An 18,005-nucleotide genomic window follows, 5' to 3' on the forward strand; every position below is an offset into this window, starting at 1 on the left:
TGAATCGTCACACAGGCTGATGCCGACGCGGAAGGCCGCATCGACTGGTCCATGGTGAGTGTGGACTCCACCGTGTGCCGTGCTCACCAGCATGCCGCCGGCGCACGCACGCAGGTGCCGAGGAAGCCCGGCAAGCGCACTTGGCCCGCCCAGCACCGTCCAGATGAAGCCCTCGGCCGTTCACGCGGCGGGCTGACGACAAAGATCCACTTGGCGGGTGAGGGCGGACTGCGGCCGTTGGCCATACTGGTCACGCCTGGGCAGTGGGGCGATGCCCCGCAGATGAACCCGGTCCTGGAACGCATTCGCGTGCCCCGTCCGGCCGGCGGCCATCCTCGCACCCGGCCCGATCACCTGAGCGGCGACAAAGCGTACTCATCCCGACGCAACCGCCGTTACCTGCGGCGCCGGCAGATCAAGCACACCACCCCCGAACGCCGTGACCAACAGGACCACCGCCAACGCCGTGGCAGCAACGGCGGCAGGCCCGCCGGCTTCAACCCGGCACGCTACGTACGCAGGAACGAAGTCGAGCGGCTGATCAACCGGTTGAAGGTCTACCGGGGGCCGTGGCCACACGCTTCGGCAAAAGGGCGTACGTCTTCCAGGGCACCGTGACCGTTGCTGCCGTACGCCTATGGCTCCGCACCTGACTCGCCGGACGGTCAGTCCCTAGCGGCGCGGTACATCACGTACAGCTTGTATTTGTGGGAGGCAGCGGTCGGCTCGTCCATCGGTTTGGCTGCCTGTCCGCTGACCAGAGTGGCGTTGCTCCACTGCCCCAGGTAGCTCGCCGTGTGCAGAAGACGGTCTTCGCCGCGCAGGAAGGTCCATGGTTTGCCTTCATGGGCGGCGAGGCCCAGGCCATGGGTAGAGCGCCAGCCTGCCGGGGTTTCCGCACGCAGCCAGGAGCTGTTGAACCACAGGCTGTTGTAGATCTCGCTGTTCTGCCCGCGGGCGACCCGCCACAGCCCGCCGTTGTTGGGAGCCATGGCGACAGGGTTTCGCACCCGCCAGCCGAGGTTGTTGGAAGTGCTATTGCTCCAGGCTTGGCCGTTGTGGGTGTTGAGACAGAGCTTTTCGTTGACACCGAGGTGCGTCAGCCACATCCGGTCCGAGTGCTCCGCCAGGGCCGGCGCAAACTCCGGCTCGTATGTGTTCGGGAACTACCCCCTGTCCGTCCAGCCTCCGCTCTCGGTGCAGGTGCGCCAGTACAGCCCGCCGTCTCCGCCGGTGAAAGCGTAGAACAGCTTGCCGAGTCCCACGGCCAGGGCAGGCGCGTAGTAGCTGTGATCGCCGCTGAGCGCCTGCGGGCTGCTCCAAACCTGCCCCTCCAGGCGGGTCCACATCACAGCCTTCTCGCCGGGGCGGACGAACGCGGCATAGAGCTTGCCGTTGTAGGAGGCCAGAGCCGGGGGCGTCATGGACTCCCACTCCATGGCGATCGGCACTCCCCACGTGTCGCCGGTGCGCACGACGTACTCCAGGGTGCCGGTCGGGAAGGGCACCTCCTCGCCGGTGGACTTCACCTTCAGCACATGGTGGGCGTCGCCGTTGAAGTGATAGTCGCTCGTTCCGCGGTGCGAGAGGATGACCAACTCGTACTGGTCCATGAAGAGCCCGCGGCAACAGGACAGGTCGTCCTCATTACGCAGGTGATCCATCAAGAAGATGCCGAGCTCGACGACCTCGACGACATAGCCGATCAGCCCGGCATCGCCGATCCCGGTGATCAGCTCCCACATCGAGGTGTCGAACAGAAGGTCGTTCAGCTCTTGCAGGATTCTGTGGAGCGCGTCGTACCACATACTGGTGCTTTGGTCGGCTTCCCAGCAGTAGACCCCAGCGCCACACCGTTGCTCGCCGGCCCCTCGAAGAGCGTCCGCTTCGGCGCGCTGAAGGTGAAGGTCTTGCCCGCCGTAGCCGCCCCGAACTCCTGCGAGTGGAAGACGGTGTCGCCCGGTTTCTTGTCGCTGCTGGACGAAACACACCAGTAGATCTCGTCCTTCCCCCGCCCTGGTCGCCGACCGCCCGCTTGACGAGGAAGGAATCCGCCTCCAGCTTCACCCTGAACACGGCGGGCTCAGCCCGCTGTCCCTCACCGGCCTCGGTCTCCTCGCCGGCCTCTGCGCGCTGCGCCCGGTTCGACAGCCCCGCCCCCAGTCCCTGATCTCCTGGTCCGACAGTGCCGACCTCAGCACCGCGTGCAGCTTCTGCTCCAGGTCAGTCGCCGTCTTCCCCTCCCGCAGCCGGTCCGCGGCATGCAACGCCGCCCCGAAGAGCACGTTCGTCTTCTCGGACTGCCCGGGCCACCCGCGCCGCGCGGGAGTCGCGCCGCGTGCCCGTTAACAGCCCCCGCAGCCCTCCAGGCGCTCCTCCGGAGTCGTATCCCCACTGGCCATGAACGTCCTGCCCTTCTACCAAAGGCCCGCCCCAGCGGCCCGGGCCGGAGCACGACGCTACGCACGCCACACCCACCTGGACATCCACAAGCCTGGAATAGAGAGCCAAAACGAACGAAAGGCGCCATCGACCCCGCCTTGACACGGATACACCTCCGCCCGTGTCCCGACAGGTCCGGGCATGAGCCACTCGACCCACCGGACAGGCCCTGGCACTGCCGCGGTCTTCGTGATGACGGGGGGTAGTTCTATGGGCTACGGCCGCGTTGTTTGTCACGGCTGGTGCGTGCTTCGTCGTATGTACGCATTGCTAAGGAACCGATGACTTTCTGCTAACGACGCCCGCGAGGCGTCCCGGCATTCTGAAGGAAGGTGCCTGGCAGTCAGGTGCCAGAGGGGCGTTAGGAGACCGGCGTCCCTTCACACGAGGGGGAATTGCGTGAAGCGCAGCATCTTTTCCGCGCTCAGTGTCACGGTCGTAGCGGGCGTCGCTTTGGCGATCGTTGCTCCGTCCGCTCTCGCGGCTGACTCCAGCACGACCAAGGTCCAGTCCGAGGAATTCACGATCTATCACGACGACGACTACACAGGTGGCTGGTGCACCTTCACCGACAGTGACGACAACCTCGACGACAACTACTGGACGAACAACAGCGGCGCGTGCAGCGATGGTGCCAGCTCGATGAACAATCAGACCTCGCACGACATCGTGCTGTACTCGGACAGGGGATACACCGGTAGGACGTATTTCGCCACGGCCAATTCGAGCGACGGGGACCTGACGAACAACGGTTTCGACAACCTGGCCCAGTCGCTCAAGTTCCTCTGAGCACAGCCGACCTCGCGGGGGTACCGGTAGCGCTACCGGTACCCCCGCACCGTCAGATAAGGGGGACCTCACACGTGTCAGGCCACCGTTCACTCCGGATCCTGCTCTTGTTGCTCGTCGCGGGATGTTCCGCTTCGACCACGAACCAGGGCAGCGGCGCCCCGGCCGTTCCTCCCCCCTCTCGCCAAGCGCGGGAGATCGTTCTTCCTTTTGACGGTTACGAGCTCTCCCTCAGCGACTACTACACCGTCTCCAACGCCCGGGACATACTCACCCGCACGTGCATGCGTAATAGCGGTTTCGACTGGGAGATCATCAATCGGCCGGCCGAGTTGGACGAGGCGAGGAACCGTCGCCGTTACGGCATCATCGAAATTCCGGTGGCCGAACGGTTTGGCTACCACGCAAACGACGAGCTTTTGGACCCTTCCGGTATCAGCGGGAAGGGAAGGGCCAGGGACAGGGGACTGTCGTCCGAGGAAGCCCGGGCCGCCAACTCTCCTGACACGGGGTGCGCCATCAAGGCTTCCAAGAAACTTGCGAAGGACGCCGAGGCGGAGGTCGGCACGAAGATGCTCAATGCCCTCGGCGACCAGGCCATGGCCAATTCACAGAAGGTTCCGGACGTGGCCCAGGCATTGCGAAAGTGGGGTGAATGCATGCGGCGCAAGGGTTTTGGCTACGCGACCCCACGTCAGGCCGTGAACGATGACCGGTGGTGGAGCAAGGGCAGCGATCGCCCATCCAAGAAGGAGATTGGCGTAGCGGTGGCGGACGTCCGCTGCAAGCAGCGCACTGCCCTGGTGAAGGTGTGGCTCGAGGCGGAGGCCGGCCTCCAGCGCGCGGCGATACGGGAACACTCCGGCTACTTCAAGAAGCTGGCCGAGTCGAAACAGCGTCAAGTCGCCGCCGCCCGTACGGTTCTTGACCGCTGATCACTACCTGGTGCGGCCGGCGCTGCCACCACAGCTGGATGCGTGGCGGTAGTCCCTGGGAGGGCTGCCGTAGGCGGCGCGGAAGGCACGGGTGAAGTCGGCGGCACGGAGAAAGCCCCAGCGGGCCGCGATGACATGGACGGGCGTGGCGTGCTGGGCCGGGTCGGCGAGGTCGCGGCGGGCGTGTTCAAGACGCTGGTGCCGGATCCAGGCGGCGGGTGTGCGGGGTTCATCCCGGAAGAGGCGGTGCAGGTGACCGATGGAGATGTGGTGGGCGGCGGCGAGCGCGGAAGGGGTGAGGCCAGGGTCGCCCAGGTGCGCCAGGGCGAAGGCCCGGATGCGCAGCAGCAGGGCCCGGCGCCGGGTCTCCGGAGTCAGGGAGGCTTCGGCGTCGACGGCGTGCGCGAAGAGCGAAGAGAGCAGGTCCACGACGATCGTGCCGAGCCGGGGCCCGTCGTCCGGTCGGTAGGCGGCGGTACCCTCGGCGAGCTGGTGCAGGAGCTGCGCCAGCAGGCCACCGAACCCCTCGCGGGCCGACAGCCGGCAGGCGGTCAGCCGGTCGATCCTGTCCCACGTCAAAGGGAGCAGCGCCTTGGGAACTTCGAGGCCCACCCCGATGTGCGGGCGGGGGCTGAAGCCGTCACCCGCGCGCAGGTCCAAGGGGCGCGAGGTGTCCACGAGGCACAGGCTGTCCGGCCCATAGGCGGTCTCCCGGTCACCACGCGTGACCCGCAGCACTCCGTCCAGGGGCAGGGAGAGGTGGACGCCCTCGGGGTCGGACTGCCGGATCAGCTTCGGGGTCCGCAGGAAGCGCACCGGCTGGAACCGTGTCGGCCACACAGACACCTCGCCCAGTTCCAGGACACGCTGCTCGGCCCGGAAATCCGAGCGGTGCTCACTGTCCAGGTCCAGCGGCGCGTGCAGCTGACGCAGCAGGTCACGCCAGCACTCGAACCGGTCGGCTGCCGGTACATCCTCGCTCCGGAACACCGTCTCCGTCAGCACGCGACGCCACTCCCCCTCGGCCACCCGCACCCCGCGAACGCGGGCCATGCCGACGACGCGTGAGGACATCCTCCCGCGAACAGCCCGACCAGGGAAGCGCGTACGTACTCTTCGACGAACAGTGGATCCGCTGGAACCACTTGGCCGGCGACGGATCATCGATGAACGAAGAGGTCACTGACGACCGGGTCGCCGCGAAGCTCTGCGCCGACGGCAGATCCCGCACACCATCCCGGAGAAGCGTGACCAGGCCGGACACCGCCTCCGCCGTGGTTCGGCCGGAGGTCGTCCACCCGGCTTCGACCGGGAAATGTACCGACGCAGGCACAGCGTCGTGTGCCGGATCAGCCTGCTGAAACAGGTCCGGGGCTTCGCGACGCGTTACGGGAAACTCGCCGTCCGCTACGAAGCCACCGTCCGACTCGCCTTGCTACGCCAGGCACTGTGATCACATCTCCATCACGCCCCAGATTGAGTACGCGTACCCACTCCTTGCCAGGTAACCGCGCCCATCCGCCGCGCTCCCCCACTGACATACCGTCCCCCTATGCCCGAGGAGACCCCACCAACCAACACCACCCCCGCCCCGACCGGGTCCAGGTACCCCTCTTCCATCCTCGGGGCCCGCGGATGCGGCTGCGCCGCGCTCGTCGTCGTACTCGTTCTGGTCGTCCAGCTCGTATGGAGCTCATGGGGGTCGACGGACTTTCCCCGCGTCGCGCCCGAGGACATGGCGAGCCGCGCCTTCCAGCGTTCCCAGGAGGCGTACGACGTCGTGGGGTTCAAGCGCACCGTAGAACCAGGAGTCGAGGACATCGGCGTCAGTACGGAGAACACGTTCAGCTCCGGCTTCTGCTACGACGGGGGCCTGCTGGGGCTGGAGGACAAGACCGTCGACGGCGCCTACCGGATGAGCCACAGCTGGGCGCTGGACCACGTGCCCGCGAGCCGGGCCGTCTCCGGCCTCCGCCGACTGCACCAGCACCTCAAGGACAACGGCTGGGAGGTCACGTCCTACCGTGAGGGCGCGAAGGGCAAGGACTGGGACCTGTTCGTCCAGCGGGACGACGGGGCCGAGCGGATGTCCTTCACCTGGTTCTCGGACCGGGAGTACTTCACCGGCGGCGCCACCGTGCCCTGCGCCTACGACCCCGAGTGGAAGAACGGCGACGTCGGCCCCTCCGGGGACCACCAATGGCCACCCGCCCTCGGGCCCGCACAGCGGGACCAGGGGCTGTCCCGTAAATGACCTTCAAGGCTTCCTGGCATGATCACGTCGTGACCAGTGAGCTTGTGCAGCCCGGCCCCAGGAAGTTCGTCCTCTTCGATGTCGACGGTACGTTGATCGACGCCGCGGACAACCAGCGCCGGGTCTGGAGAACGTGGGCGGAGCGATACGGGCTGGACGCGGATGAGATCTACCGGGTGGCGCTGCGGACGCGGCCGATGGAGACCTTCGCGCAGGTAGCTCCGGACCAAGATCCAACGCAGTGCCTGGCTGCGCTGCACGAACTTGAGGACGAGGACGTCCGGTCGGGCGTCTATGCGTCCTTCGCCGGTGCGTCCGAGCTGCTGGAAGCCCTGCCGTCAGGGTCGTGGGCGCTGGTGACCTCGAACTACGAGCACCGGGTGCGTGGGCGATTTGCTCGAACGGGCCTGCCGTTCCCGCGTGTCATCGTGGACGCCGCAGCGGTGGAGGAGGGCAAACCGTCGCCCGTGCCCTACCTGCTGGCCGCCGAGCAGCTCGGCGCGAAGCCCGAGGACTGCCTGGTCATTGAGGACGCCCCGTCCGGAGTCGAGGCAGGACTGCGGGCCGGCATGACGGTGTGGGGGGTGAACGCTCCGATCAGGGTGGCTGGCGTGCACCGTCACTTCGGAAGCCTGCGCGAAGCCGTCCCCGACATCCTGGGCTTCGCGTCCGGGACCCGTCCGGACGGATCGACCGCAGTGGGATGATCACGGTGTGGCTGGTGTGATCACGGCGTCGGAGCCGTCCTGGTCAGCCCCGTTCACCGGACTGAGCCCGCGCCAGTTCGCGCCGAGGTGTGACCGTGTTGGGGCGTGCGGACGCGGACGAGGTCCGCGGGGGCGGCCGTGGAGTCTTTCCCTGGCCCGAAGCTCGCGCTTGAGCCCCGCAAGCGGTTCGGAAGAGGCACCGTGCTGATCGTTGACAGCACCCTCGTGCCCACCCGCGACCACACGGTGGCCGAGCATTCCAAGAACTATCGGTACTCCACCAACCACCAGGTCGTCATCGACGCCGATACCCGTCTCGTCGTCGTGGTCGGCCAACCCGTGCCCGGCAACCGCAATGACTGCAAAGCGTGGGAGGAATCCGGCGCCAAAGCCGCCGTCGGCGCCACGACGACAATCGGCGACGGCGGTTACCCCGGCACCGGCCTGGGGGGTGTCCGACGAATCACGAAGTCCGGTTCCTTTGGGTGACTACTGTCGCCGCATACGGCCTGAATTGGATATTCCGTGACCGGTCGGGCATTCGCTTGGAATTCTTTGGCCATGAATCCCCAGCTCGCCCATGATCCGGGCTATTCCTGGCTCGGTGCCCCGATCGACGCCCGTCCCTTGTTCGTTGTTGAGCAAGCGGCGCTGATGGCCGTGCTGCGTGGCCTGGAGCCGGCCGACTGGAGCAAGGAGGCGGTGCCGGGCTGGACCGTGCGCGCTCTCGCCGCGCACATCCTCGGTGACTTCTACGGGCGCCTTGCCCGCGACCGTGACGGCCACCAGGAAGGGCCCGGCTTCGCGCCGGGTGAAACGCTGGAGGCGTTCATCCACCGCATCAACCAGGAGTGGGTCGACGCCTTGGCGCGGGTAAGCCCCGCCGCCCTCACGGACACCTTGGATCTGGTCGGCGGGCAGGTCGCCCGGTTCTTCGAGACCACTGACCCCGGCGCTCCCTCGCTCGGGGTGTCGTGGGCCGGCATCGACCCGGCGCCGATGTGGCTGGACTGCGCCCGCGACCTGACCGAGTTCTGGACCCACCGTCAGCAGATCCGTCACGCCGTCGGCCAGGAAACCGACCTGGAACCACGGCTTCTCTCGGTGGTCCTGGACACCGTCATGCGGGCCCTGCCCCACACTCTGCGGCACACGGCTGCGCCCGTCGGCACGCAGATCCAGGTGAGCGTCGACGGCCCGGCCGGTGGCACCTGGACCGTCACCGCTGCCGGGGACTGCTGGTCGCTGGCCGAGCCGAATGCCGGACAGACCGCTGCTCGCGTCCAGATGGACGCGGAATCTGCGTGGCGGCTGTGCACCCGCGGCATCACACCGGCCACCGCGCTCGCCCGCGCCCACGTCGACGGCGACCGGCAACTGGCCGAAGCCGCCTGCCAGATCGTGTCCATCGTCTACTGATACCGGCGCCCTGCCCGGCTTCGGCGTCAGACTGTCGCTCGCACTCACCGCCACAGCCGGATCGCAGCGACGGTCACCGTCCCCTGAAAGACGTATGCCCTCTTGTCGAAGCGGGTGGCCACAGCCCGGTCCGGTTGATCTTCAGCCTGTTGATGAGCCGCTCGACTTCGTTCCTACAGGCGTACCGCGCCGGGTCGAACCCGGCGGGCCGACCGCCCGCACTCGCGCGGCGCCGGCGCCTTGGCTCGCTGGTTCTCCGGCTCTGGAATGGTGTGGCCGATTTGGCGTCGACGCCCTTCGTGCTCAGCCCGCCGCGTGTACGGCCGAGGGCTTCATCGGGATGGTGTTGGGCAGGGCGGGTGCGCTTGCCGGGTTTCCGTGGCGCCTGCTTGCGGGCGCCGGCAGCGTGCTGGTGAGCACGGCATACGGTGGAGTCCACGCTCACCATGGACCGGTCGACCCGGCCCTCCGCGTCGGCATCGGACTGGACGGCCCCCTCCAGGATCCTGTCCCGCGTGCCATCCGCTGACCAGCGGCGATGCCTGTCGTATGCCGTCTTCCACTTGCCGAACCGAGTAGGGAGATCCCGCCACGGGATGCCGGTCCGCTGGCGGAACAGGATCCCGTTGATCACCTGGCAGTGGTTCTTCCCACGTCCGCCCCGACCAACGTTCTTCGGCAAGTATGGCCTCAGCCGGGCCCATTCCTCGTTCGACACGTCACCCCGCCCCACGCCGACCGGAACGACCAGAATCCAAGACGGTCACGTGACCCATCGGACACGCCCTGGTCGAAGGCGCTCGTGGCGTCTTGCCCGCTGTGCCATGAGACGCCCAGCCGCTGCCGGGTCAGGAGCCAGCCGCCGTTCGTGCTCCTGATGTAGTCCCATGTGTAGGGGCCGCCCATGGCGTAGGGCTCACCCGGGCCGTTCCGGTGGGAAACGGCGACGAACCACAGGTAGCCGACGCCCGTCGCGTGGTCCCCCTCGACCTCGAAGGACATGTTGAGGAGGTGGTGCTGCATGGCGGCGTAGGAGGACTCGGCCTCGATGACCTTGGTCCTCGACCCGGCGGCCCGGCGGTTCCACGCGCGCTGGGACCAGGCGGCGCGGGCCACCGTAGCCAGTCTGCGACAGGCGGCAGGTTTTGAGCCGCGGGAACCTCGACTGCTGGCGCTCGTACGGGAGTTGAGCGCGACCGGCACGGGTTTTGACGAACTCTGGCGCACTCATGGCGAGTGCGGGAAGACCCAGGACGCCAAGGAACTGGTGCATCCAGAGGTCGGTGCGCTGTCGCTGACGTATCAGAGCTTCGATGTACGTGGCGCGCCTGGCCAGCAACTCGTGGTCTACCAGGCCGAACCGGGCAGCACCAGCGCACACGCGCTCGCTCTGCTCGGCACGCTGAGCGCCACGCGGCGGCAGGCCGGGATCTGAAGGGACCATCCGACTCAGGGCCCTCGTAGGCAGTCACAGAACCATGACAAGGGAGCACAACCAACCCCCAGCCCGTCTTGTCTGACCACACGTATGCAGCAAGCACCGGTTGAGCATCCACCATGAGGGAACGTCATGAAGCTCACTCGTCGCGTGGCCACGGCCGCCACGCCGGCCACCGTTACCGTCGGCGGTGTGGCCGCGTGCGCCGCACCCGCATCTGCCGCGCCCGGGCGACCACGACTGTCGCACCCTCCGCCGTGACGCTCCGCAACACTCCCGGCGCTCCGGTGTGGATGGCTGTCTCGCTCAACATCGATGCCGGTCGTGGGGCCCCCGGGGTGGTGGACTCCGGCAACTACACGACGTACGCCGGCCCGGTGTACGTCACCGCTCGGGGCGAGTGCATGGGCTCGGCCGAACCGGGTGCGGGAACCGCGGCCGGCGCCCTCACGTGATCAGGAGACATGATCCCAAGGAATGAAGTGGGCCCTGTGGTCGCCCACCTGGCAGCGATCTGGTGCGTCGGCTGTGTCCTCACCGCGGTCCAGTTCCAGGCAGCCCTGATCGCGCTGTTCGCCGGCGGGGCGCCGACGACGGCAGCGGTGCTCTTCATCGCAGTGTCGCTGTCGGTGGCGCTGTTCGCGGGCGTGGGGGCTACCGCTCGGCCGGTCGTGCCGCTCACCCGGCGGGCGCGTGGGTTGTGGGGGTGGGCGGCGGGTGTGTACGCGCTGGGTACGGCCGGCATCCTCGGGGCCGTCGCGGTGCTTCAGCAGGCCGACGGCCTGAAGAGCAGCGTCCTGCTCTACCCGTCCGGCGGGGTCTGCTACGCGGTGGCCGCCGCGTTCTTCCTGCCGGGCGCCCGGGCCCGGCTGGCCGCACTTGGGGCCGCGGCCGTCTTCGCCGCCGGGGCGACGTACGCCGCCTGGGAGGCCGCGCAGCCACCCACCGTTGATGAATGGCTCACCGCCAACGGCGTGGACCGCGCCCTGCTGCGCGTCGGCGACCCGCCTTCCGGCTACACCCTCAGAGCCTTGGGAGCCAGCGGGGACGGCTTCGGCGCCGACTACGAGCGGACCGGCTCGGCAGCGCTCCACCTCGATGTGGCACGCATCGGCCACGACACCCGGCGCGCCGATGCCCGCGGCTGCCCCGTCCCCTTCGGCGAGACGATTCACTGTAGGGACGACGGCGAGGGGCGCCAGCTGGTCGCCTACGAGGGCGATTACGAGCGGCAGGAGTTGCGGCTGCGGCGCAACGGGCTGGTCCACACGGTGACCATGAAAGGCTCCCGCGCCGAACTGACCGCCGCCCGGCACATCCTGTCGACACTCGGACCGGCCACGGAAGCCGACCTCAAGGGCCTGCTCACCGCGCCGATGCGGCGATGACCGTGTCCACGGGTGCGCGGCCGGGTGCACCCTCGGCAGACGGCGGGGCCTTGTGCCGCCCGTCGGCACCCAAGAGGCGCGGACGGGGCGGCACTTGGCCTTGTCCGCCGTGTCACCAGGTGTGCGCGACGTCCACGATCAGCTCATGACCGGACTGGAAGACCCGGAACGGCAGCTTGGCGCGGACGCCCAGGGCGACCTGGGTCTGTCCTTCGAAACTCGCCCCGAACTTGGTGTCCTTGAACGTCTTGTATCCGGCGATGTTCACGCCCGGCAGCGACTTCCCGGCCTTCCCCGCATAGGACGGCTTTCCGGTCGCCGGGTCGTAGCTGGGCGCGGACACGTAGACCTGGAGGATCGCGCCGCCGTTGACCGGTATCCGGTCGCCGGAGCCGTCCTGATGGAACGCGTCGACGTAGCCGACGTGGTAGCCGAACTTGCCGGTGCCACCGCTGACATCGAAGACCATACGGTCGTAACACGCGCTCTGGCTGGTCTTGATGTTCTTCAGCGGCTTGCCTCCCGGGTCCGTGGCGGACTTGTCGGCGCTGCCCCAGACGGTCGAGCAGGCCGCGGCCGGGCTGGCCTTGCCCGCCGGGCCGGTCGCGGCGGTGGCCACGCCGGCCGTACTCGCCAGCCCGGCGCCCGCGAGCACGATCACCGCGGCCGCTGTTCCCAACCTTCGCATGATTTATCCCCAAAAGAAGAAGTGAGTTCAGATGCGTGCGGTAGGACGAGCGGGCGCGCGAGCGCGTTGTGTGCCTGTCGGCATTTGGCCACTGAGGTGGTGAAGTTGTCGTGAAAAGGAAGCCGTTGATCGTCGATGGACCGACTTCGCTCGGCTCTTCGCGGCGGCCGGGCGGACGGCCAGCCGGGCGGACGGCCAGCCGCCCGGTCCGCCGCCATCGTCGCGCCCGGCCGCCGCGTCTGTCAGCCTTCCAGCGGCCGTCCGAAGCGCAGGGCGGCCGTCGGGGCGCCGAAGAACTCCGAGCCGGTGCCGGTCAGACCGTTCGCGCTGCCCGGCAGCCGCCAGACCATGCCCGTACCGTTCTCGCCGTCGGCGGCCACCGCGAGGTCCGCCCGACCGTCCTTGTCGGTGTCACTGAGCAGGAGTGCCGCACCGAAGCGGTCGCCGCTCTCGGCGGCACCTGGTACGCCCGCGCTGTCCTGGGTGAACATCTGCGCGCCTGCCGCCGTGACGCCGTCCCGTGAACCGCGTATCACGGTCACCGCGCCGGCCGACTTGACGGACGTCTGCCCGGAGCCGAGCGTTTCGCCCGGGGCACCGACCGTCAGATCGCCGAAGTGGTCGCCGTCCACATCGCCGATGGCCAACGCCGCGCCGAACACGTCCTCGGGTTCGGACGTCCCCGGCACACCTTCGGCGTTCTGGTCCAGGCCGACGGTCGGCCGCCCGGTGCCGGGGCCGGCGGCCGCGCCGTACACGACCGTCACTCCCCCGCCGCTGCCGACCGCCAGTTCGGCTCGCCCGTCGCCGTCGAGGTCACCCGCCGCGAACGCCTTGCCCCCGGCGAAATGCGCGCTCTCGGGCAGCCCGTCGACCACCACTCCCTCGGCGAGGCCGCTCGGTGCCCCGGCGAACCACCAGATGCCGGTGGAGGTGTCGGAGCCGTCCTCGGGCTGCGGGTTGGCCTCGGCGAGCAGGTCGGCGCGGCCGTCACCGTTCACATCGGCGGCCCGGACGGCGTCGATCCACTCGTTCCCCTGGGGGAGCCGGTGCACCGTCACTCCGCCGTTCGCCCCGGCGCGGGTGAACGGGCCCTTGAGCAACCGCACCCCGCCCTCGTGGCCGACGGCCAGATCCGGGTGTCCGTCGCCGGTGAAGTCCGCCGCGGCGAGCGTCGCCCCGACCGCGCTGTACGGGCCCTCGGGGTCCGGCGCGCCGGTCGGCAGCGAGGTGCCGCCGGAGAGCCCGGAGGGCCCGCCCCACAGGATCGTCACCGAGCCGGCCGCCCACGGGGCCGTTCCCGTCACCTCGTGCGGGATGCCCACCGCGAGGTCGCCGTATCCGTCGCCGTCGAAGTCCGCCGCGGTAAGCGCCCGGCCGAAGCCGTCCCCGTCCTCGTTGTGCCCCGGCACCCCGGGCGACTCCTGGTCGATAACGGTCCGCTTGCCGCCGAGGCCGCCCGCCTCCCCGTACAGCACCGTGATCCGCCCGGCGCCGCCGTCCGAGGCGGCCACCACATCGCCGTATCCGTCGCCGTTGAAGTCGCCGCGCGGCCCGGACGGCGCCGCGGCCGCCACCCCCGCGTCCGCCGACACCAGTCCGACGGTCAGCAGCCCCGAACAAGCCACCGCGGACAGCATTCGCACCGCACCGCTCGTCGGGCGCAACCGGCGTGTCTGGCGCATTGTGCGCATCTGGAGGTCCCCCTTGTGCTGGGAGCCGCCAATGTGGCGGACTCCTGAATTCCATGTGCACAAGGAGACATCTGAGCCCTCACATGGGTTGTGTTGCGGGACGACCCTGCTCAGCCCGCTCCGCAAGCGCCGCAAGAGCTCCACGCCTGCCGCCTAGCACCTGGGCACCTGGGCACGAACACCGCTCACGCATCGAACGGAGCGTGCGTGCCTGCCGTCAGCGCACGCCCTGCGGCCGGAACTGGATGCTGATCCGCGGTCCCGCCGCCCGTGTGCTCTTGGGGATCGCGTGTTCCCAGGTCCGCTGGCAGGATCCGCCCATCACGATCAGATCCCCGTGCCCGAGCGGCCGCCGCACGGTGCCGCCGCCCCCACAAGGGCGCAGCAGCAGGTCGCGCGGCGCCCCCACGGACAGGATGGCGACCATGGTGTCCTCGCGACTGCCGCGGCCGATCCGGTCGCCGTGCCACGCCACGCTGTCCCGGCCGTCCCGGTAGTAGCAGAGCCCGGCGGTGGTGAACGGTTCGCCGAGCTCGGCGGCGTAGTGGGCGGAGAGTGTGTCCCTCGCCTCCTCCAGGACGGGGTGCGGCAGTGCGTCGTCGGACCGGTAGAAGGCGAGCAGCCGCGGTACGTCCACCACATGCTCGTACATCTGCCGGCGCTCGGCCTGCCAGGGAACCTCGGCGGCGAGCCGCACGAACAGGGCATCGGCGCCGCTCAGCCACCCGGGCAGCAGATCGATCCAGGCCCCGTCGCCCAGCTCGGTCCTGCGCACGCCGCGCAGCGGACCGAGGCGGACGTCCTCGGCCTGATCGAAGAGCGAGCCCTGAAGATGCATGGACATGCTTACAGGGTACCCACGTATTCGAATGTATGTTCTGTCGTGGTGATCCGAGTGAGCCGCGGGACCGGGCGGCGCCCCGGAGCAAGCCGGAGGGGGCGCTCCCGGACCGGGAGCGCCCCCTCTCCTTCCCGAGCTCGCGCCTGCGAGCTCTCACGTCCTTGCGGACGGCCACTATGCCTTTGCCTTGCCGGCGATGAACTCGTCCCGGGGGTCGAGGAACATCGGAACGAAAACCGGCGCTAAGCCCTTCGCGGGCCTGAGAGCGCTTTGACCTGGGGCTCTACGGGGGCGGAGCCTTCGGCAGTCGTGGTGATCATTGACTGTCCGGAGGTCCAGGGTGCCGGTCGAGTTTCTGACGGATTCGCAGGCTGCGGCGTACGACGGGGCACCGTCCCGTACGGAGTTGGAGCGGTTCTTCTTCCTGGACGACGCGGACCGAGCGCTGATCGAGCCGAAGCGGCGGGCGCACAACCGGCTGGGCTTCGCGGCCCAGCTCACGACCGCGCGGTATCTCGGGGTGTTCCTGGACGACCCGACCGACGTGCCGGCGGAGGTGGCCGACTATCTCGCCGAGCAGCTCGGTATCGCGGACGCGTCGGTGCTGAAGACGTACGGCGATCGGGAGAACACTCGGCTCGATCACGTCCGTGAGCTGCGGCGGGTCCTGGAGTACACGGAGTTCGCCGAGGCGGAGGCGGAGCTGCGGGTGTGGGTGGACGCGCGGGCCTGGACGACCGGGGAGGGCCCGAAGGCGCTGTTCGATGCGTCGGTGGGGTGGCTGCGGGGGCGGCGGGTGCTGCTGCCCGGTGTGACGACGCTGGCCCGGCTGGTCGCCTCGGTGCGGGAGGCGGCGAACCAGCGGCTGTGGGACACCCTCTACGGGCTGCTGAGCACCGGTCAGCGGGCCGTGCTCGATTCCCTGCTGACCGTGCCGCCGGGGGCGCGGGTGTCGGAGTTGGACCGGCTGCGGCGGGGCCCGGTCAGGATCTCCGGGCCCCAGATGAAGTGGGCGCTCGCGCGGGCGGCGGAGATCGCCGATTTCGGAATGGCCGAGGTGGATGTGTCCGCGATACCGCCGCGGCGGTTGGCGGAGCTGTCGCGGTACGGGGTGGACGGCAAGGCGTCGCTGCTGCGCCGACACGGCGACTCTCGGCGCCTGGCCACGCTGCTGGCCACCGCGGTTTACCTGACGACCCGCGCGGTCGACGACGCCCTGGACCTATTGGAGGTGCTCATCGCGACGAAGCTGCTGGCCAGGGCGGAGCGGGAGACAGCGAAGGAGAAGCTGAAGACGCTGCCGCGGGTGGAGCGGGCCGGCGCGAAACTGGCCGCCGCGTTCCAGGTCGTGTTCGACACCACGAGCGAGCAAGTCGACACCGACAGCGGGGAGATCACCCCACCGAAGGTGGAGACCCTGGAGGCGATGTGGGCGGAGATCGAGCAGGTCGTGCCGCGTGACGAGCTGGCCGCCGCACTCGCCGCGCTGTTCGAGCCGACCCCGCCGCTCGACTCCGACGCGGACGAGGCTTGGCGGAGCCAGCTCCTGACCCGGTTCGGCACCGTGCGGCCGTTCCTGGGACTCCTGGTGACGGTGGTCGACTTCGGTGCCACCCCGGAGGGCCTGCCGGTCCTGAAGGCGCTGAAGACCCTGCCGGACCTGATGGGCAGGAAGAAGGTCGGCCCCGCCGAGATCGACACCGGCCTGCTCGCCGGGTCCTGGCGGCGCCTCGTGTTGTCGGCGCCGCACCTGGAACCGGGCACGGTGGACTGGAAGGCGTACGCGTTCTGCGTGCTGGAGCAGTTGCACCGGATGCTGCGCCGGCGGGAGTTGTTCGCGAAGAACTCCTCCAAGTGGGGCGACCCGCGGGCCAAGCTCCTCGCGGGCGAGGCGTGGGAGCAGACCAAGCCCACCGTGCTCGCCTCCCTCAACTTGCCCGCCGAGGCCGGGGAGCATCTGTCCGCGCGGGCTGCGCTGCTGGACGGCACCTACCGCGAGGTTGCGGGGCGGGTACCGGCGAACTCTCAGATCGTGTTCGACGACGACGGACGGCTGCACTTCGCCGCCCTGGAGCCGGAGCCGGAACCGGCCTCCCTGCGAGCTCTGCGGGAGGCAGTGGAGGCGATGCTGCCCCGCGTCGACCTGCCGGAGGTGCTGCTGGAGGAGTTCTCGTGGACCGGTGCCGACCAGGCATTCACGTCCGTCACCGGCGGCGAGGCGCGACTGAAGGACCTGAACGTGACGATCGCCGCGCTGCTGGTGGCGCACGCGTGCAACGTCGGCTACACCCCGGTCTTCGGCTCCGCGGACGCGCTGAAGTACGGGCGCCTGTCCCACGTCGACCAGACCTGTCTGCGGCTGGCGACGTACCGGGCCGCGAATGCGGCGCTGATCGACTACCAGACGTCGATCCCGCTCGCGCAGGCGTGGGGCGGCGGGCTGGTGGCCTCCGTGGACGGCATGCGGTTCGTCGTGCCAGTGCCGAGCGTGTACGCGCGGCCGAACCCGAAGTACTTCGGGCGCCGGCGCGGCGCCACCTGGCTCAACATGATCAATGACCAGGCGGCGGGGCTGGGCGGGAAGGTGGCGGCCGGCACCCCGCGCGACTCCCTGTACGTGCTGGACGTCCTCTACGATCGCGACGGCGGCAAGCGCCCCGAGACGATCGTCACCGACACCGCCTCTTACAGCGACATCGTGTTCGGCCTGCTCACCCTCGCCGGATTCGCGTACGCGCCGCAGCTCGCGGACCTGCCCGACCAGAAGATGTGGCGCATCGACCGCAGCGCCGACTACGGCGCCTTCCAGGACGCGGCCCGCGGCCGGGTCGACCTCGCCCGCATCGAGCGGCACTGGGAGGACATCCTGCGGATCATCGGCTCGATCCACACCGGCGCGGTGCGCGCTTACGACGTGATCCGGATGCTGTCGCGCGACGGGCGCCCCACCCCGCTCGGCGACGCGATCGCGCACTACGGGCGGATCGCCAAGTCCCTGCACATCCTGCGCCTGGCCGACGAGCCCGGCTACCGCCGCCAGATCAAGGTGCAGGCCAACCTCCAGGAGGGCCGCCACTCCCTCGCCCGGAAGATCTTCCACGGCCGCTCGGGGCAGCTCTACCAGCGCTACCAGGACGGCATGGAAGACCAGCTCGGCGCGCTCGGCCTGGCCCTCAACGCCCTCGTGCTGTTCACGACGCGGTACACGGACGCCGCAGTAAACCAGCTGCGCGCGGACGGCTTCGACGTCCGCGACGAGGACGTGGCCCGCCTCTCGCCATTCGTGCGGCACCACATCAACATGCTCGGCCGGTACTCCTTCCAGCTCCCCGACCTGCCCGGAGGCGTGCGACCACTGCGTGATCCGGATGCCGTAGACGGCGAGTGACCGCCGCGCATCGGGAGACGCC

16 protein-coding genes and 3 pseudogenes are annotated in these 18,005 nt (G+C 69.2%); 11 read left to right on the forward strand and 8 right to left on the reverse strand.

Annotated elements, in window-relative coordinates; all coding sequences use genetic code 11:
- Positions 1 to 12 precede the first annotated feature (12 nt).
- Positions 13 to 653: pseudogene (locus KI385_RS01120) on the forward strand (IS5 family transposase); the annotation flags it as partial.
- 12 nt (positions 654 to 665) lie between these two features.
- Here KI385_RS01120 and KI385_RS01125 read toward each other — a convergent pair.
- Positions 666 to 992 (reverse strand): hypothetical protein, encoded by a 327-nt coding sequence (locus tag KI385_RS01125; RefSeq protein ID WP_238570366.1) that lies wholly within the window; start codon positions 990 to 992, stop codon positions 666 to 668.
- Positions 993 to 1,166: 174 nt separating this feature from the next.
- Entirely contained in the window at positions 1,167 to 1,808 is a 642-nt protein-coding gene (locus KI385_RS01130) for a hypothetical protein (RefSeq protein ID WP_238570367.1), read from the reverse strand.
- A 1,033-nt stretch (positions 1,809 to 2,841) separates the two neighbouring features.
- On the opposite strand from KI385_RS01130, the gene KI385_RS01135 reads away from it, so the two are divergent.
- A complete protein-coding gene (locus KI385_RS01135) occupies positions 2,842 to 3,231 on the forward strand; it encodes a peptidase inhibitor family I36 protein (RefSeq protein WP_238570368.1) in 390 nt (129 codons plus the stop codon).
- Positions 3,232 to 3,341: 110 nt separating this feature from the next.
- The gene (locus KI385_RS01140; RefSeq protein ID WP_238570369.1) at positions 3,342 to 4,166 is read left to right on the forward strand and encodes a hypothetical protein; all 825 of its coding nucleotides are present in this window, start codon (positions 3,342 to 3,344) and stop codon (positions 4,164 to 4,166) included.
- A 3-nt stretch (positions 4,167 to 4,169) separates the two neighbouring features.
- Here the strand turns inward: KI385_RS01140 and KI385_RS01145 are convergent, their stop codons facing one another.
- The gene (locus KI385_RS01145; protein ID WP_238577509.1) at positions 4,170 to 5,171 is read right to left on the reverse strand and encodes an AraC family transcriptional regulator; all 1,002 of its coding nucleotides are present in this window, start codon (positions 5,169 to 5,171) and stop codon (positions 4,170 to 4,172) included.
- Positions 5,172 to 5,718: 547 nt separating this feature from the next.
- Here KI385_RS01145 and KI385_RS01155 point away from each other — a divergent pair.
- The 4 genes and pseudogenes from KI385_RS01155 (at position 5,719) to KI385_RS01170 (ending at position 8,546) form a co-directional block, all read left to right on the forward strand.
- A complete protein-coding gene (locus tag KI385_RS01155; RefSeq protein WP_238570370.1) occupies positions 5,719 to 6,420 on the forward strand; it encodes a hypothetical protein in 702 nt (233 codons plus the stop codon).
- Between the two features lie 29 nt (positions 6,421 to 6,449).
- The gene (locus tag KI385_RS01160) at positions 6,450 to 7,127 is read left to right on the forward strand and encodes an HAD family hydrolase (RefSeq protein ID WP_238570371.1); all 678 of its coding nucleotides are present in this window, start codon (positions 6,450 to 6,452) and stop codon (positions 7,125 to 7,127) included.
- Positions 7,128 to 7,134: 7 nt separating this feature from the next.
- A pseudogene (locus KI385_RS01165) lies at positions 7,135 to 7,574 on the forward strand (transposase); the annotation flags it as partial.
- A gap of 114 nt (positions 7,575 to 7,688) precedes the next feature.
- Positions 7,689 to 8,546, forward strand: coding sequence for a maleylpyruvate isomerase family mycothiol-dependent enzyme (locus KI385_RS01170; protein ID WP_238570372.1), 858 nt, complete (start codon positions 7,689 to 7,691; stop codon positions 8,544 to 8,546).
- A gap of 44 nt (positions 8,547 to 8,590) precedes the next feature.
- On the opposite strand, the pseudogene KI385_RS01175 reads toward KI385_RS01170, so the two are convergent.
- Both KI385_RS01175 and KI385_RS01180 read right to left on the reverse strand, forming a co-directional pair.
- Positions 8,591 to 9,279 (reverse strand): annotated as a pseudogene (locus KI385_RS01175) (IS5 family transposase).
- A complete protein-coding gene (locus KI385_RS01180) occupies positions 9,237 to 9,569 on the reverse strand; it encodes a nuclear transport factor 2 family protein (RefSeq protein ID WP_238570373.1) in 333 nt (110 codons plus the stop codon). Before KI385_RS01180 ends, KI385_RS01175 begins: the two are co-directional and overlap by 43 nt.
- A 25-nt stretch (positions 9,570 to 9,594) precedes the next feature.
- Between KI385_RS01180 and KI385_RS01185 the strand changes: the two genes are divergently transcribed.
- The 3 genes from KI385_RS01185 (at position 9,595) to KI385_RS01195 (ending at position 11,372) form a co-directional block, all read left to right on the forward strand.
- Positions 9,595 to 9,981 (forward strand): MmyB family transcriptional regulator, encoded by a 387-nt coding sequence (locus tag KI385_RS01185; RefSeq protein WP_342593418.1) that lies wholly within the window; start codon positions 9,595 to 9,597, stop codon positions 9,979 to 9,981.
- 203 nt (positions 9,982 to 10,184) lie between these two features.
- Positions 10,185 to 10,439 (forward strand): hypothetical protein, encoded by a 255-nt coding sequence (locus tag KI385_RS01190; RefSeq protein WP_238570374.1) that lies wholly within the window; start codon positions 10,185 to 10,187, stop codon positions 10,437 to 10,439.
- 9 nt (positions 10,440 to 10,448) lie between these two features.
- Entirely contained in the window at positions 10,449 to 11,372 is a 924-nt protein-coding gene (locus tag KI385_RS01195; RefSeq protein WP_238570375.1) for a hypothetical protein, read from the forward strand.
- Between the two features lie 112 nt (positions 11,373 to 11,484).
- On the opposite strand, the gene KI385_RS01200 is transcribed toward KI385_RS01195, so the two are convergent.
- From KI385_RS01200 to KI385_RS01210, 3 genes are all read right to left on the reverse strand, one after another.
- Entirely contained in the window at positions 11,485 to 12,060 is a 576-nt protein-coding gene (locus tag KI385_RS01200) for an AMIN-like domain-containing (lipo)protein (RefSeq protein WP_238570376.1), read from the reverse strand.
- Between the two features lie 242 nt (positions 12,061 to 12,302).
- Positions 12,303 to 13,700 carry an FG-GAP and VCBS repeat-containing protein gene (locus KI385_RS01205; protein WP_238577511.1) on the reverse strand — a complete coding sequence of 466 codons (1,398 nt, stop codon included), beginning with the start codon at positions 13,698 to 13,700 and terminating at the stop codon, positions 12,303 to 12,305.
- A 271-nt stretch (positions 13,701 to 13,971) separates the two neighbouring features.
- Positions 13,972 to 14,598: an alpha-ketoglutarate-dependent dioxygenase AlkB gene (locus KI385_RS01210; RefSeq protein ID WP_238570377.1), complete on the reverse strand. Its 627-nt coding sequence runs from the start codon at positions 14,596 to 14,598 to the stop codon at positions 13,972 to 13,974.
- A gap of 337 nt (positions 14,599 to 14,935) precedes the next feature.
- Between KI385_RS01210 and KI385_RS01215 the strand changes: the two genes are divergently transcribed.
- Positions 14,936 to 17,983: a Tn3 family transposase gene (locus tag KI385_RS01215; protein ID WP_238570378.1), complete on the forward strand. Its 3,048-nt coding sequence runs from the start codon at positions 14,936 to 14,938 to the stop codon at positions 17,981 to 17,983.
- The last annotated feature ends 22 nt before the right edge of the window (positions 17,984 to 18,005 follow it).

This window comes from Streptomyces inhibens (assembly GCF_022221585.1).
In the GTDB taxonomy this organism is placed as follows: Bacteria; Actinomycetota; Actinomycetes; order Streptomycetales; family Streptomycetaceae; genus Streptomyces; species Streptomyces inhibens.